The organism is Pseudomonas sp. FSL R10-1350, from assembly GCF_009600525.1.
In the GTDB taxonomy this organism is placed as follows: Bacteria; Pseudomonadota; Gammaproteobacteria; order Pseudomonadales; family Pseudomonadaceae; genus Aquipseudomonas; species Aquipseudomonas helleri.
Genome location: NZ_WIVR01000088.1, coordinates 1 through 15327, shown reverse-complemented (window position 1 = coordinate 15327; position 15327 = coordinate 1). Strand labels below are relative to the sequence as shown.

Below are 15327 nucleotides of genomic sequence, written 5' to 3'. Positions count from 1 at the left end.
CCCATGTGAGAGTAGGTCATCGTCAAGATTAAATTCCAAAATCCCTGTCTGCTCACGCAGACAGGGATTTTGTTTTTATAGAAGTACCAAGTTTTCGCAGGCACGTTAGCAGTAACGGATCTGTCACAGAATTTCTTGACGACCATAGAGCATTGGAACCACCTGATCCCATCCCGAACTCAGCAGTGAAACGATGCATCGCCGATGGTAGTGTGGGGTTTCCCCATGTGAGAGTAGGTCATCGTCAAGATTGAATTCCGAAACCCCTGTCTGCTCACGCAGACAGGGGTTTTGTTTTTGCGCGACGTAAATTCCCAAACGTCCCAATAATTCCTCAGACCATTCCCACATCTACGACGGCGCGTTCGTCGGATCACACAAATAGCTTCCACAAACAGCTAATTTTTCAGCCGCTGATGCCGACAGCCTGTTGAGCAAGTCGGTTGGGCCTGATCGGCTGCCTGATTCCCCAAGCATGCTTCAACCGGCATCCATCCTTTCGGCATAAGAAGTCCCATGCTATGAATCTTAAGTTCAGTCATAAAATTCTTCTGGCCGCTTCAGGCGTCGTCGTTTTAGCGTTTGCGTTGTTTGCCTTGTACAACGACTATCTGCAGCGCAACACCATCAGGCAGGACATCGACTCCTCAGTGGCGCAAGCCGGCAACCTGACCGCGAGCAGCATTCAGAACTGGTTGAGCGGTCGCATCCTGGTATTAGAGAGCCTTGCCCAAAACATTGCCCACCAAGGCGATCAAGCCGACCTCGCCGGGCTCATCGATCAGCCTGCACTGACTTCAAATTTCCAGTTCACTTATATCGGTCAGGCCAATGGCGTATTTACACAGCGCCCTGACGCCAAGATGCCAGACGGCTATGACCCGCGTGAACGGCCTTGGTACAAGCAAGGCGTCCTGGCAGACAAAACAATGCTTACGCCGCCCTACATGGCAGCTGTAGGCGGTCTGATCGTCACCATCGCCATGCCGGTCAAAAAGAACGGTGAGTTGTTGGGTGTTGTCGGTGGCGATTTAAGCCTGGACAGCTTGGTCAACATCATCAACTCGGTAGACTCCGGCGGCCTGGGCTACGCCTTCTTGGTGAGCGGAGATGGCCAAGTCATCGTCAGCCCCGAAAAGGACCAAGTGATGAAGAATCTGCGGGACATTTATCCCAGCAGTTCTCTAAAAATTGAAAAAGGCATTCAAGACGTGATGCTCAATGGCCAGGAGCGGATCATCTCGTTTACCCCGGTCACCGGTTTGCCTTCTGCAGACTGGTACATCGGTCAGTCACTGGATAAAGATAAAGCCTACGCGTCGCTCACCAAATTCCGGACCTCGGCACTCATCGCAACGGTGATTGCTGTGGCAGTGATTGCACTCCTGTTGAGTCTGCTGATTCGTGTACTGATGCGTCCGCTGACCACCATGGGCCGTGCCATGCAAGACATCGCGCAAGGTGAAGGTGACCTGACGCGGCGTCTGGCGATTGAACACAAAGACGAGTTTGGCGAACTGGCCAGCTCCTTCAACCAGTTCGTTGAGCGTATTCATGCGTCCATCTCCGAAGTGTCCTCGGTCACTCGCCAGGTCCATGATTTGTCCGAGCGTGTGATGAGCTCGTCCAACGCCTCCATCGTCGGTTCAGACGAGCAAAGCGCACGCACCAACAGCGTCGCCGCTGCCATCAATGAACTGGGCGCTGCAACCCAGGAGATCGCACGCAATGCCGCTGATGCCTCGCAGCATGCCAGCGGTGCGAGTGAGCAAGCGGATGATGGCCGCAAAGTGGTCGAGCAGACCATCCAGGCCATGACCGAACTCTCGCAAAAGATCAGCGTGTCCTGCGCGCAGATCGAAACCCTCAACGCCAGCACCGACAACATTGGTCACATACTCGATGTGATCAAAGGGATCTCCCAACAAACCAACTTGCTGGCCCTCAACGCGGCCATTGAGGCCGCGCGTGCGGGGGAGGCGGGACGTGGGTTTGCCGTCGTGGCGGATGAGGTGCGCAACCTCGCTCATCGCACTCAGGAGTCGGCAGAAGAGATCCATAAAATGATCACCTCACTGCAAATCGGCTCTCGCGAGGCGGTAAGCACCATGAATGCCAGCCAGATTTCCAGCGAAGACAGCGTAGAAGTGGCCAACCAGGCCGGTGCCCGTTTAATCAGCGTGACTCAGCGCATCGAAGAAATTGACGGCATGAACCAGTCGGTAGCCGCTGCCACGGAAGAGCAGACCTCCGTGGTCGAAAGCCTCAACCTGGATATCACCCACATCAACCTGCTCAATCAGCAAGGTGTGGCCAACCTTAACGAAACCCTCAAAGATTGCGATGCACTCTCACAGCAAGCCAGCCGCCTCAAGCAACTGGTCGACAGCTTCAAAATCTGAGCCCTACCGCCCTCAATAAGTTATCCACAGCCCTGGCATTCTATGTGTCAGGGCTGTTTCGATTTCTGGTCCTGGAGATAGCGAATAATCGCATTGACCCCGCGCTGTAGATGCTGCTCCAGTTCATTGACACACGCCTCTACATCCCTCGCCCGTGCATAACGCAGCAACGCCCGGTGATCGTCCTGAGGCAGCCGTCCCAAGCCCATTTGCTCAAGGTTAAAGCGCAAAAAACGCTCCTCTTCCACAAGCCCCGTTTCGATCAGTGCCAACAGCTTCTTGTTCGGAGCTTTAGCGTAAAGCGCTTGGTGAAAAAGCCGATTGAGCGTTCCGATTTTTCCGAAATCCGTTTCGACTTCAAGCGCATCGATGCAAGCCGAAGCGGCCTTGAAATCCTCTTCGTCAAGCAATGGCAATGACAAGCGCAGAGCCTGCGCTTCCAGTAAAAACCGTAGCGCGTAGGTTTCCAGCGAATCATCCTGAATCAAAGGTGCAACCACCGCGCCTTTGTATTGGACGACCTGCAGCAACCCCTGGGCTTCAAGTTGGCGCAGGGCTTCACGAACCGGCATGCGGCTCACACCAAACAAGGCGGCCAGGGCCTGCTGACGAATAGCCGTCCCGCAGGGCAAGCGGCCATCAAGAATAGCGTTGCGCAGCGACTCTTCAATCACTGATCGCGCCAGATGAGCTGGAATCGCCCCGTGTACTTCAATACTGCTTAATGGATTCTTTTTAACGGCCACGTAGACGCTACCCGCTGCGGAAGTTGAGCACGCTGATTTGGATCCAAATTACGTTAGGCAGTGACTCGATCCCTGTCAAACCTTGTAACGAATAGACTTGTGTAACGAGTTGCCTATCGTACGCGCCCTAGTTTAATGCGGCGACAAGCCAAGAGATTACAGGGGATCCCACTGTTTTTTCTTGCGCTGTTCCGTGTGGACGGTTCCCCTTTTCCTGTGGTTTGTGCCCTACAATCGCGACAGTTAATACGGCTCCAGTCGTAGTCTTAATGCACATCAGGTGAAACATGGGCGTACTCAGTAATAGCGATGTCGACGAGCAACTGTTTCAACGCCCTGAACCGTCCCACAACGCACTGACTCGACTGTTTCTCCAGCCGTGGCTGTGGTGCATTTTGCTGGTGGCCACGGCCGTACGATTTTACGGCTCAACCAGCTCGTCCATCTGGTGTGACGAAGGCTCCAGCTTGATGCTGAGCAACTACTCGCTCAGCGGCATCTGGATTCATGCCGCACACGATGTTCATCCACCGCTGTATTTCATGCTTCTGCATGGCTGGATGGGCGTGTTCGGTGACAGCCTGGCCTCGATCCGTGCCCTGAGCGTTGTACCCGGGATCGCCACAGTGTTTCTCGGGATGTGGCTGGTGCGACTGGTCGCGACCCAAAGGGCTGCGTTGCTGGCAGGTATCCTGTTGGCGTTGTTGCCGACAGCCGTGCGCTACAGCCAGGAAGTGCGCATGTATTCGCTGCTGGGGATGTGGCTGATCGGTGCAACCATTGCCTTGGTCTACTGGGTCAAAAACCCCGATAAAACGCGCTATCTGGCTGTCTACGCGGCGCTGATGACCGCAGCGTTCTACACCCATTACTTCGCTGCTTTTTGCGTCATGGCGCACTGGCTGTACCTGCTGATACTGAGCACTCGTCACAGTGCCGTGGGCAGCTTGATCAAGCGGCCGACCTGGTGGCTGGCCAACACCGGCATCGTCATCTTGTTCCTGCCCTGGCTGCCGGGCCTGGTGGATCTGCTGCAACACATGCACGAGCTAAAAGCCGGTGGCGATGTGGGCTGGGAGCCGCCTGTCGATGCGCGCTCTTTACCGGCCATGGTCTGGCAGCTTCTGACACAAGACGAAGGCGATACCCTGCCTTGGCCGGTATTTTGGCTGGCCCCCCTGGCGCTGTTTGCCGGCGTGATCTGGATCGCCGTGCGCGATGCATCCCCTTATAAATTTCACGCCCTCATCGCGATCTACACCTTGCTGCCGATCCTGGCGATTTACGCCCTGTCGTTTATCTCGCCCATGTTCATAGAGCGCTACGTGAGTTTTGCCGCGCTGGGCTTGCCGTTGCTCGTCGCCATCGCGGTCGACCGCCTGCTTGCGCACAAACGCGTTATCGCGATTGCAGTGCTTGTGCTGTTCATGGGCGTCGAAAGTGTGGGCCTGCGCAGCAACTTCAGTAGCGACGCCGACCACTTTGACCAACTGGTTGAGCACGTGAATCAGCAGTTCCTGCCCGGTGACCGAATCATCGTCAGCGACCTGTTCTGGTACTTCAGTTACGTTTACTACAACAAAACCCCAGCCCAACCCATGCTCTACACACCGCCCACGCCAGACGGTGTGTCCGGGCGGCCGACGGCCTATGGTTTCGGAACGCTGGTAAACGAGGACGGCGCCAAGATCTACGTCGACCATCTGGCCGACCTGCCCGCCACCCCAGGGCGCATCTGGCTGATCAGCAGCAGCGTGCAGCCGGACGACTTTGCGCCCATTCCGTCCGGGTGGCACAAAACCCAGGATCTGACCATCGATGACACCCAGGTTCGACTATATTTGACCTGCGGCGCGGCTGATTGCGGCGCTGATCTGCTCACAAGACAGACAACAGGTCAGCAGAATTAATTCGTAACACTTGACTGTGATCATCTGGCCGAGCAGTATTAATAGTTAGCAAACTAACATTATGTGATGTCTCTTGCCTGACTCTCTAGATCAACTCCAAATGAGCATCAGCACCGGTATGGTGGTTGCGACCCGTCATTGGCGTCGCGTCTGCCAGACCACGCTGGTCAACTTCGGCATCTCCGAAGCCTGCGCCATGCCGCTGCTGATAATCGGCCGCTTGGGCGAGGGCGTGCGGCAAGTGACCGTGGCCCAGGCGGCGGGCATGGAAAGCCCGTCGCTGGTGCGTCTGCTCGATCAGATGTGCAAGGCCGGTTACGTTGTGCGCAACGAAGACGCCAGCGATCGCCGCGCCAAAACCCTGAGCCTTACGCCCGTCGGTCGTACCTTGGTGCAGTCCATTGAAGCCCAGTTGGTACAACTGCGGCGTGCAGCATTGGCCGACATTTCAGTCGCCGATCAAGAAGCCGCCTTGAGAGTGATCAAAGCCTTTGAAGCCGCCGGCCAACTGCCTGACGGAGCGGCGTCTTGAACGGCTTTTTCAGCAGCATGCCGCCCGCTCGTGACTGGTTCTACGGCGTGCGGACGTTTGCCGCCTCCATGATCGCGCTGTACATCGCCCTGCTCATGGAAATGCCCCGTCCTTACTGGGCGATGGCCACGGTTTACATCGTCTCCAGCCCCTTTGTCGGCCCCACCAGCTCCAAGGCGATCTACCGCGCCATTGGTACGCTGCTGGGGGCTTCGGCAGCAGTGTTCTTTGTCCCGTTATTTGTCCAGACACCGTTTCTGCTGGTGCTGGTGATTGCGCTGTGGACGGGCATCCTGCTGTTCTTGTCATTGCACCTGCGCACCGCCAACAGCTACGTCTTCATGCTGGCGGGCTACACCATGCCGATGATCGCCTTGCCGATTGTGGATAACCCGCTCAACGTCTTTGACATCGCCGTCTCGCGTACCGAAGAGATCATGCTCGGCATCGTTTGTGCGGCCGTGGTCGGCAGCATGTTCTGGCCTCGACGCCTCACACCGGTGTTCATCGACTCATCGGCCAAGTGGTTCACCGACGCCGCCAATTACAGTCAGTACTTTTTGTCCCGCGAGGTCGACCCCGGCAAAGCCAGTGGCCTGCGTGCCTCAATGGTCTCGACCTTCAACACCCTGGAGCTGATGATCGGTCAGTTACCCCACGAAGGCGCGCACCCGCAAACCGTGCGCAACACCAAAGAACTGCGCGGGCGCATGATCCATCTACTGCCCGTGGTGGATGCCCTCGACGACGCCCTTTACGCCCTGGAGCGCCGAACCCCGGAGCTGGTCGATAAAGTCACGCCGGTGTTGCAACACGCGCGCACCTGGCTTGAAACCACCAGCGAAGGCGCTCCCGTCGAACAATGGCAAGCGCTGCGCAACGAGCTGCAACACCTGCAACCGAGCGCCGAAGCCCTGGATGATCGCCGCCAGTTATTGCTCTCCAACGTGCTCTACCGCTTGGGAGAGTGGATCGACTTGTGGCAAGACTGCCGCAGCCTGCAACTGGCCATTTCCACCGGAGATCAAACCGTCTGGCGAGCAGTTTACCGGCACTGGCGGCTGGGTCGGCTGACACCGTTTCTGGACCGCGGCCTCATGCTCTATTCCGCGTTCTCCACCGTCACGGCGATCGTCGTCGCCTGCGTGCTGTGGATTCTGCTCGGTTGGACGGACGGCGCCAGCGCAGTCATTTTGGCGGCCGTCGCCTGCAGCTTTTTCGCCGCCATGGACGACCCGGCCCCGCAGATTTACCGGTTCTTTTTCTGGACCTCGCTCTCAGTGCTGTTCGCCAGCCTCTACCTGTTCGTGATCCTGCCCAACCTGCATGACTTCCCCATGCTGGTGCTCGCGTTTGCCGTGCCGTTTATTTGCGTCGGCACCCTGACCGTCCAGCCGCGCTTTTACCTGGGCACCTTGCTGACCATCGTCAACACCGCGTCATTCATCAGCATTCAGGGAGCCTACGACGCTGACTTTCAGGTCTTCATGAACGCCAACCTGGCCGGCCCCATCGGGCTGCTGTTTGCCTTCATCTGGACCTTGATTGCGCGCCCCTTCGGCGCAGAGCTGGCGGCTAAACGGCTGACCCGGTTCAGCTGGCGCGACATCGTGCGGTTGACCAAACCCGCAACCTTGGCCGAGCACCGGCAAATGGGCGCGCAAATGCTCGATCGCTTGATGCAGCACCTGCCGCGTCTGGCCATGACCGGGCAAGACACCGGCATTGCGCTGCGTGAACTGCGTGTGGCGCTCAACCTCCTCGACCTGCTGGCCTACGCCCCGCGCGTCACCGGCGGGCCGCAATTACTGTTGCGCCAAGTGGTCAGCGACGTGGGGGATTATTTCCGCACCTGCCTGATGGCCGGTGAGCGTTTACCTATCCCCAGCGGTCTGCAAATGACCATGGATCGAACCCGGCGCGCGCTCAACGCCAATGCCCTGCAAGACGAAAGCGATGCACGGGTTCACCTGCTGCATGCCCTCAGCGGCTTGCGTCTGGCCCTGCTGCCGGGTGTGGAGTTCATTGTGGATAACGACGACCTGCAGCACCCACACGTGCAAGGCATTGACGGAGCGCCGCTATGATCGGAGATATCGATATCAGCGGGGTTTTCCTGCCTACGCTCCTGGTATTGATGGGCATCACCTACCTGCTGTTTTTAGCGGTTCACGCGGTTCTTACGCGTCTGCACTTTTACCGCCTGGTCTGGCACCGGGCTTTGTTCAACGTCGGTCTCTACGCTCTGCTACTCGGCGTTGTGGATTCGTTTAGTCGATATTTGATGACATGAAAAAACCTTTATTGACCTTGGGCCGCGTTGTTCTCACCTTGTTGGTGGTGGCGTTTGCCTGCGTCGTGGTCTGGCGCATGACCATGTACTACATGTTTGCTCCCTGGACGCGCGATGGCCACATCCGCGCAGACGTGGTGCAAATCTCCCCTGACGTGTCGGGCCTCATCAAGCAAGTCGATGTGCGCGACAACCAGCCCGTGACGCGCGACCAAGTGTTGTTCGTCATCGACCAGGACCGCTTCAAACTGGCCTTGCGTCAGGCGCAGGCGACCGTGGCTGACCGTAAAGAAACCCTGGCCCAGGCCCAGCGTGAAAACCGCCGTAATCGGGGGTTGGGCAACCTCGTTGCGCGTGAGCAACTGGAAGAAAGCCAGTCGCGAGAAATGCGCGCCCAGGCCGCGCTCACCGAGGCCGAAGTGGCCGTCGACAGCGCCCAGCTCAACCTCGACCGCACCGTGGTGCGCAGCCCGGTTGATGGCTACGTCAACGACCGCGCCCCTCGGGTCAACGAATTCGTCACCGCCGGGCGGCCCGTGTTGTCGATTGTCGACAGCAGCTCCTTCCACATCGACGGCTATTTCGAAGAAACCAAACTCGATGGCATTCACGTGGGCCAAAGCGTTGATATCCGCGTGATCGGTGACGACGCCCGTTTGCGTGGCCATGTCGAAAGCATCGTGGCCGGTATCGAAGACCGCGACCGCACCAGCGGCCAGAACCTGCTGCCCAACGTGAACCCGGCCTTCAGTTGGGTACGGCTGGCGCAACGGATTCCGGTGCGCATCGTCTTTGATGATGTGCCTGAAGATTTCCGCATGATCGCGGGCCGCACGGCGACCGTTTCCATCATCCCGGACTCGCCCAAAGCCAAGCCGGCACAGGAGACGGTGCAATGAAAGCGGTTCGCCTGGCAGCCGTAGGGCTGGGGTTGCTGCTGGCCGGCTGCCAGATGGTCGGGCCGGACTATCACCTGCCTAAAGACGCGGCCCAGCAGCGCCCAGACCTGCAAGGCACGTTGGCGGGCGAGGGCGATAACGTCGTCTCGGCGCCGGTGCCCACGGATTGGTGGAAGCTCTACCAAGACCCGACGCTGAATGAATTGGTGCGTCAGGCCATGGCCTCCAACACCAACCTGCGCGTAGCGGCGGCGAACCTTGCGCGGGCGCGTGCCCAGGTTGAACAGGCCGAGTCGGCGGGTGGCTGGAGCGGTTCGGTGAAAGCCGGCGCCCAGCGCCTGCAAGAGTCGGGCGAAGCCTTTTTGCTGGCAGATAAAGTCCCGGTGGCCAACGTCGGTGACCTGGGCATCAGCACCTCGTACCAGTTCGATTTGTGGGGCACGTTAAAGCGCGGCATTGAGGCAGCACAGGCCAACGCCGATGCCACCCAAGCCGCCGCCGACACTGCGCGAATCACCGTGGTCGCTGACGTGGTGCGTGCTTACGTGCAAGTCTGCGCTGCCAACGAAGAGCTGGGCATCGCCAAAGAGTCGTTAAAACTGCAAGCGCAAACCACCGCGCTCACCCAGCGCCTGCGCGATGCCGGGCGCGGTGATGAAACCCAGGTCACGCGTTCTGAAACCCAGGTCAAATCGTTGCGTGCTGAACTGCCGCGCTATGAGGCTCAACGTCAGGCCGGGCTGTTCCGTTTGTCGATGCTACTGGCCAAACCGCTGGACCAACTGCCTGCCCATCTCGCCACCTGTGATGAGCTGCCGCACATCGCGCAATTACTCCCCGTGGGTGACGGTGCCGCGCTGCTCAAGCGTCGCCCGGACGTGCGTCAGGCCGAGCGCCACTTGGCCGCCGCAACCGCCGAAATTGGCGTAGCCACCGGCTCGTTGTATCCGGACATCAGCATCGGCGCCTCCATCGGCACGGTCGGGATCGTCGACAACCTCGGCACCGCGCCGACCAACCGCTGGGGCTTTGGCCCGCTGCTGAGCTGGACCATCCCCACCAATGGCTCACGTGCGCGAATCCGCGAAGCCGAGGCCGCTACCCAAGGCGCCTTGGCAAGCTTTGATGGCGTGGTGCTGAACGCGGTCCGCGAAACCCAGACCAGCCTTGTGCAATACACCGCTGCACTGCAACGCCGCGATGCCTTGGCCGAAGCGGATGCCTCAGCCAAAACAGCGGCTGACCAGACCCATCAGTTCTTTGCCGCCGGGCGTGAATCGTTCCTCGCAGACCTGCAAGCCACGCGCACCTACACCGATGTGCGGGCTCAGTTAGCGGCGGCCAACACCCAAGTCGCGATGAGCCAGATCGACCTGTTCCTGGCCCTGGGTGGCGGCTGGGAAAGCAGTCGTGCCCAAGCCCCGGCCGCGGCTAAACCCTGACAACACTGTCACGCAGTGGAGAGCGGCTGAGGATTATCATGTTGGCTTTAGGATGGTGCTTTTAATTGCGTAGGAGAATTCTGCGCAGTCATCGGCCAAGCCAGCACGATTGTCCTCAGGGCCGCTTATTTCAGGCGCTACGCTCGCAAGCTTTGCGCAATAGCGTCTACGCTGTGCGCTTGATCGGTGCGGGCGAAACGCAGCGTCGACTCGCCGCGAGTGATAACCTGCTGCCACTTTTTGGCCCATGAAGGGCTCAGCAAAGACCGCATATCTTCAACACAACGGACATTGAACGGGTCAACTTGATGAACAAACCATTAGGCGTACTGGTCGGCATTGTTGTAATCGCAGGGGTTTTGAACACGGCTGGCGCCTGGTACACCGGCACCAAGATCGAAGGCGAACTCAAGACCTCGATCGCCGAAGCCAACAAAGAAATGGCCGCTCAACTGGCCGGGTCCGCGACCCACGGCAGCATCGAACTGGTGTCCATTGAGACCCACCTCTACAGCAGCACCGCGCACTATCGTCTGACCCTTCAGGATGATGCCCAAGGGTCTGATCCACAGCCGGTTGAGCTGTTGTTTGTTGATCACATCGAGCACGGCCCGTTGCCGTGGTCGCGCATCAAGACCTTCAAGTGGGCGCCGGTCATGGCGGTCAGCAACTACGCCCTTGAGAAAACCCCCTTCACCGAAAAATGGTTCGCAGCCACCAAGGACCAGGCGCCTCTTATCGGCCAGGTCACTTTGGGTTACGGTCGTTCGGTGGACGGGCAACTGGAGTTGCTGCCCTTCGACCTCACGCTGGACGACAACACCCGCATCAGTTTCTCGGGCCTGAACCTTAGCGCCCAAACCGATGAAGGCGCCCAGCACCTCAAAGCCAAAGGCTACATGGACTACCTCAAGCTCCTGGCGACGCCTGCCGATACCGCACCGGTGTCGATCGAGCTGAGCGGGCTGACCCTGGCCAGCGACCTGAACAAAAGCACCTACGGTTTCTACCTGGGCCAGAACGTGCTGGAGCTGAGCGAAGCGCAACTGACCTCCGGCGCGGCCCAGTCTGTGCTCAAGGTCAAAAACTTTGAATACACCGGCTCCGCTTCGGCCAAAGACCGCCTGATGTCCGGGCGCCTGACCTACAGCCTGGGTGACGTCACATTCAACGACAAGCCCGTGGGCAGCGCAGAAATGGTCATGTCTGCCAGCAACCTGGACATTCCAGCGATGCAGTCGCTGTTGCAGATCTACCAGAACAAGTTCCAGCCACAAGCCGACGGCACCCTGCCCAAGGTGCAACTGACTCCGGCCGAAGACACCCAAGTGCAAGCCGATGTCAGCACGCTGCTGGCGGCCAAGCCGAATCTGGCGCTGGAAAAACTCAACATCAAAACCACCAACGGCGAGAGCCAACTGAGCATCACGACCAGCCTGGCGCAGCCCGCTTCGTTCGATCTACCGCCGCTCGATGTGGTGAAACAAATGCTGACCTCGCTGGATGCCAAACTGCAGCTGTCCAAGCCGATGATTGCTGACCTGGCGAGCGTTCAGGCGCAATTGGCTGGCCAGACCGACCCGAAACAAATCGCCCAGGTCGCCAACATGACCAGCGAACTGGCGGGCGTCATGGCGGTGCAAACCGGGCTGGCGAACGTTGAGGGCAACAACATCCTGGCGTCGCTCAACTATGCCGCCGGCGTGGTGAATTTCAACGGGGAGAAAATGAGCCTCGAAGACTTCGTCACCCTCATGGGCACCCGCTTTGGCGGTGTCGCGCCTCAGTAAACATCGTCGCTGCCACAGGCTGCGAAGGGCTTGGCCCTTTCGCAGCCTGCCTGCACTCAGTACGCCATCGACCAGGTCAAGGTGTACGTCCGACCCCGCCCCTGGTAGTCATACAGGTACTCCGGGCCGTAAGTCGGTGAGTAAAACAACGCGGCACGCTGGCCCCAGACCGTGCTGTACTCCTTGTCCAGCAGGTTCTGGATGCCGGCGCTGAAGGTGCCGAATGCTGTCTCTTGGCTGCCCATCAAATCGAACGTGGTGTAACCGCTGATTTTGTGATCAGAATCGTCCTTGAGCGTGAAGGCGTGGTTGCCCTGCAAGCGAACATTACGACCGTCCCCATGCCAGCCCACGAACGCCGTTGATTTGGACAACGACGCGTAACGGGCATCGCGCTTCATCCAGTCGCCATCGGCGTCTTCCTCTTCGGAACGCACCAGGTGCAACGTGCCGCCCGCATCCCAGCCGTTGTTGAAGTGACGGGTCAGCGCACCTTCGAAACCAAAGTCGCGGCTCTTTTTATCGGCCACATCAATGGTCAGCGTCGCGCTGTCGGTGGTGATGACTTTGTCAGACCAGATGTAATACACCGCTGCCTGCGCGTCCCAGTCCACATCGGCAAAACGCCAGCCGGTTTCGACCTGACGGCTCTTGATCCCGGCCAGCGGGTTGTCTTTAACGCTCAAGCCCGCCTTGCCGTAATACTTGGCCGGGTCCGGCAGGTCAAAGCCTTCGCTGTAGTTGATCCAGGTCTGGTGGCCGTTCTTGAAGTCATAAATAGCGCCCAGGTTGAACAGGTTGACCGCGTAATCGTTGCTGCCACCGGGGATGCCTTTGAACACTCCCACGTCCACATCCATTTGCTGGCGGCGTGCGCCACCGGACAAGGTCAGGGCGTCGGTGAGCTTCCAGTCCGCCTGGGCATACACCGAGTGGCCGTCGACGCGGTAGCTCGGGTAACGCGGGGCTTTGCTTTGGGTGTCCAGATCCAGCCCGCCGCTCTCGGAAGAAATGGCCGAATTGAACACACTTTGCGTGGCGTTAAAACGCTCACGGTCCAGGTCCACGCCATAGGTCAGTTTCACGCTGTCCCACTGTTTGGCGAACAGCGCCTTGAGGCTGGTGACTTCAAAATTCTGTTGCGAGGCGGCGAAGTAAACGCCGTTGGCGCCTTGGGGCTTGCCCGCGTTGTAATACGGGAACGGGAAGAAATTGTTGTCTTCCTTGCGGTACGAGCCCTGCAAGTAGAAGTCCTGGCTCAGCAGGTCACTGTGGTGATAGTTGGCGTTGAACAGCAGGCGCTTGGAGCGGGGCTCGAGGTCGGTGTGGTAGCCGCTGCGGATCTCGGCATCTTCCAGATTGGACGGTGCCTTGTCGTGCAGGTTGGGGAAGTAAAGCCCGGTGTTACCATTGTTGCCCGAGTCGTAATACTGCGCCAGCAGGTCAAGGTCTTGCACGTCATCGAGCTTGATCGCCAGGCTGCCCATCAGGTCCAGCGTGCGGTTGTACTGCAAGTCAGTCTGGGTGTTGTCGATAAAGATCTGGTCGCCTTTACCGTCGTAAAACGCTTTGTTCTGCTCGCCGGAAATCCCCAGGCGGCCGTGCACCCGATCGGTCCCGCCGCTCACCGATTGCGAGATACGGCTCGACAGGTCATCGCTCTTGTTAAAGCCGCTGGTGCCCGACACTTCGGTTTCAAACTGGGCCGGGCCGGGGGCGCCTTTTTTGGTCACGATATTGATGATCCCGCCCGTGGCGCCGCCGCCATATAACGCGCTGGCGCCCGATAACACTTCAACCCGCTCCACGTTAAACGGCGAGATGCTGTCGAACTGCCGCGACAGGCCGCGCGAGCTGTTTTGGCTCACTCCGTCGATCATCACCAAAACGTTGCGCCCGCGCATGTTCTGGCCGTAATTGCTGCGGCCTTCGGGGGCCAGATCCAGGCCCGGCACCAACTTGCCAATGGCTTCTTTGAGGGTGACGCCGGTGTCCAGTTGCTCTTGCAGTTGCACCTGATCCACCACCCAAACCGTACCGGGAATTTCACTGATGGCGGTGCTGGTGCGCGCGCCCACACTGACTTCCAGCGCCTTGAGTTGCAGCCCTTTTGCCGCCGTGTCCGGCTTGCGCACGATCACCGTGCGCGCGTCGCTGAACTGCCAGTTCAGGCCGCTGCCCGCCAACAGGGTTTGCAGCGCCTGTTCAATGCTCATCTGGCCGTCCAGCGCAGGGCTGTGCAGCCCGGTCACTTCGGCAGAGGTGAACAACAGGTGCAAGTCAGCCTGATCAGCAAACTGCGTCAGCGCCTGGTCGAGGTCTTGGGCCGGGACGGCAACGTTGACCTGGCGGGTGCTCACCGAGGCGTTGGGCGCTGTTGCCGGTGCCGCGTGCGCAGTGGCGTGGAACGTGCCCGCCAGGCTTGCCAGCAACGTGGTGGCCATCAGCGTTTGACGCAGTCGTTGTTCGGTGGGGCGTGCGCCGCGCGGCTGTTTGATGGGCTGGACCATTGCGGTGTTAATCCTTGTTTGGGTTTTTATATCGCTAATGAGAACGGATTCGCTCTTGGTCTTAGTACGACGATATGCCCGACAGGATCTTGCAGTGCCCGCGTGAAATTATTTTCAGTGCACCCATGCCACAAACGGCAAATAGGTGATGTTGAGCCCGTAACGCTGCTCAAGGGTGTGCAGCAAATTGTGCGGATCATTAAGGTCAAACACCCCGCTGATCTGCATCGCGCCTAAGTCAGTGTCCGGCAGCACAATGCGCCCGTACTGGTAACGCTCCAGCTCACTGAGCACTTCCTGCAACGGCTTGCGGTTGAAAATCAGCTTGCCGCGATGCCACGCCGTCAGCGCATTGGCATCCACCTGCTGGCGCTCGGCAACGGGCTGGCCAGCGTGATACAGCGCTTGCTGATTGGGGCGCAGCTCCAAAGTCTGGGCCTGATGCTCAACCTGCGCCGCGCCGGTGGCCACCAGCACGCGGGTCTGATCGGCGTCACGGCGCACGCTGAACGTCGCATCCTTGGCCTGCACCCGGTCCTGACCGGCCTCAACCACAAAAGGCCGGGCCGGATCATTCGCCAGTTCAAACAGCGCTTCGCCTTTGCGCAGCGTGATGGTGCGCTGGCTGGCGGTGAAATCCACCGACAACGCCGTGGCGCTGTTCAGCGTCACCCGCGTGCCGTCACTCAACAGCCATTGCTGGCGCTGACCGACCCCGGTGTGATGGGTGTCAGACCAGCGCGGCACGTACTCCAGGCCGCCGTAGCCCAACACGGCCATCACCAGCCCCGCTGCCAGCCCGC

Annotated in this window: 11 protein-coding genes, 1 rRNA gene and 1 pseudogene; 10 read left to right on the top strand and 3 right to left on the bottom strand. The window is 59.2% G+C overall.

Features of this window, described 5'->3' with window-relative positions:
• Positions 1–134 precede the first annotated feature (134 nt).
• The 3 genes and pseudogenes from rrf to GHO25_RS26990 all read left to right on the top strand — a co-directional run bounded on the left by rrf (position 135) and on the right by GHO25_RS26990 (position 2402).
• Positions 135–250: ribosomal RNA gene (rrf, locus tag GHO25_RS23735) — 5S ribosomal RNA — on the top strand.
• A gap of 271 nt (positions 251–521) precedes the next feature.
• Positions 522–1547 (top strand): annotated as a pseudogene (locus tag GHO25_RS26995) (cache domain-containing protein); the annotation flags it as partial.
• Between the two features lie 69 nt (positions 1548–1616).
• Positions 1617–2402: a methyl-accepting chemotaxis protein gene (locus GHO25_RS26990; RefSeq protein ID WP_371929036.1), complete on the top strand. Its 786-nt coding sequence runs from the start codon at positions 1617–1619 to the stop codon at positions 2400–2402.
• Between the two features lie 47 nt (positions 2403–2449).
• Here GHO25_RS26990 and GHO25_RS23725 read toward each other — a convergent pair whose 3' ends face one another.
• Positions 2450–3148, bottom strand: a complete 699-nt coding sequence (locus GHO25_RS23725; RefSeq protein ID WP_178110204.1) for a GntR family transcriptional regulator — start codon at positions 3146–3148, stop codon at positions 2450–2452.
• Positions 3149–3435: 287 nt separating this feature from the next.
• Between GHO25_RS23725 and GHO25_RS23720 the strand changes: the two genes are divergently transcribed.
• The 7 genes from GHO25_RS23720 to GHO25_RS23690 all read left to right on the top strand — a co-directional run bounded on the left by GHO25_RS23720 (position 3436) and on the right by GHO25_RS23690 (position 12014).
• Positions 3436–5058, top strand: coding sequence for a glycosyltransferase family 39 protein (locus GHO25_RS23720; RefSeq protein ID WP_153392791.1), 1623 nt, complete (start codon positions 3436–3438; stop codon positions 5056–5058).
• A 100-nt stretch (positions 5059–5158) separates the two neighbouring features.
• Positions 5159–5590: a MarR family winged helix-turn-helix transcriptional regulator gene (locus GHO25_RS23715; protein ID WP_048366941.1), complete on the top strand. Its 432-nt coding sequence runs from the start codon at positions 5159–5161 to the stop codon at positions 5588–5590.
• The gene (locus tag GHO25_RS23710; RefSeq protein WP_048366940.1) at positions 5587–7677 is read left to right on the top strand and encodes an FUSC family protein; all 2091 of its coding nucleotides are present in this window, start codon (positions 5587–5589) and stop codon (positions 7675–7677) included. The genes GHO25_RS23715 and GHO25_RS23710 overlap by 4 nt, the downstream gene beginning before the upstream one ends.
• On the top strand, positions 7674–7883 hold the full coding sequence (locus GHO25_RS23705) for a DUF1656 domain-containing protein (protein ID WP_048366939.1): 210 nt from the start codon (positions 7674–7676) through the stop codon (positions 7881–7883). Before GHO25_RS23710 ends, GHO25_RS23705 begins: the two co-directional genes overlap by 4 nt.
• Positions 7880–8782 (top strand): HlyD family secretion protein, encoded by a 903-nt coding sequence (locus GHO25_RS23700; protein WP_153392788.1) that lies wholly within the window; start codon positions 7880–7882, stop codon positions 8780–8782. Before GHO25_RS23705 ends, GHO25_RS23700 begins: the two co-directional genes overlap by 4 nt.
• Entirely contained in the window at positions 8779–10224 is a 1446-nt protein-coding gene (locus GHO25_RS23695; protein WP_153375929.1) for an efflux transporter outer membrane subunit, read from the top strand. Before GHO25_RS23700 ends, GHO25_RS23695 begins: the two co-directional genes overlap by 4 nt.
• A 308-nt stretch (positions 10225–10532) precedes the next feature.
• Entirely contained in the window at positions 10533–12014 is a 1482-nt protein-coding gene (locus GHO25_RS23690; protein ID WP_153392785.1) for a YdgA family protein, read from the top strand.
• A gap of 56 nt (positions 12015–12070) precedes the next feature.
• Here GHO25_RS23690 and GHO25_RS23685 read toward each other — a convergent pair whose 3' ends face one another.
• Both GHO25_RS23685 and GHO25_RS23680 read right to left on the bottom strand, forming a co-directional pair.
• Entirely contained in the window at positions 12071–14524 is a 2454-nt protein-coding gene (locus GHO25_RS23685) for a TonB-dependent receptor (protein WP_153392782.1), read from the bottom strand.
• 114 nt (positions 14525–14638) lie between these two features.
• The coding region (locus GHO25_RS23680; RefSeq protein ID WP_153392779.1) for a FecR family protein at positions 14639–15327 on the bottom strand (689 nt) is incomplete at its 5' end.

Bases quoted from the DNA above. Each gene is read 5' to 3' on its own strand.
- GHO25_RS26990 (WP_371929036.1), top strand. From the start codon at position 1,617: ATGAGCTCGTCCAACGCCTCCATCGTCGGTTCAGACGAGCAAAGCGCA.
- GHO25_RS23720 (WP_153392791.1), top strand. From the start codon at position 3,436: ATGGGCGTACTCAGTAATAGCGATGTCGACGAGCAACTGTTTCAACGC.
- GHO25_RS23715 (WP_048366941.1), top strand. From the start codon at position 5,159: ATGAGCATCAGCACCGGTATGGTGGTTGCGACCCGTCATTGGCGTCGC.
- GHO25_RS23695 (WP_153375929.1), top strand. From the start codon at position 8,779: ATGAAAGCGGTTCGCCTGGCAGCCGTAGGGCTGGGGTTGCTGCTGGCC.
- GHO25_RS23690 (WP_153392785.1), top strand. From the start codon at position 10,533: ATGAACAAACCATTAGGCGTACTGGTCGGCATTGTTGTAATCGCAGGG.
- GHO25_RS23700 (WP_153392788.1), top strand. From the start codon at position 7,880: ATGAAAAAACCTTTATTGACCTTGGGCCGCGTTGTTCTCACCTTGTTG.
- GHO25_RS23705 (WP_048366939.1), top strand. From the start codon at position 7,674: ATGATCGGAGATATCGATATCAGCGGGGTTTTCCTGCCTACGCTCCTG.
- GHO25_RS23685 (WP_153392782.1), bottom strand. From the start codon at position 14,524: ATGGTCCAGCCCATCAAACAGCCGCGCGGCGCACGCCCCACCGAACAA.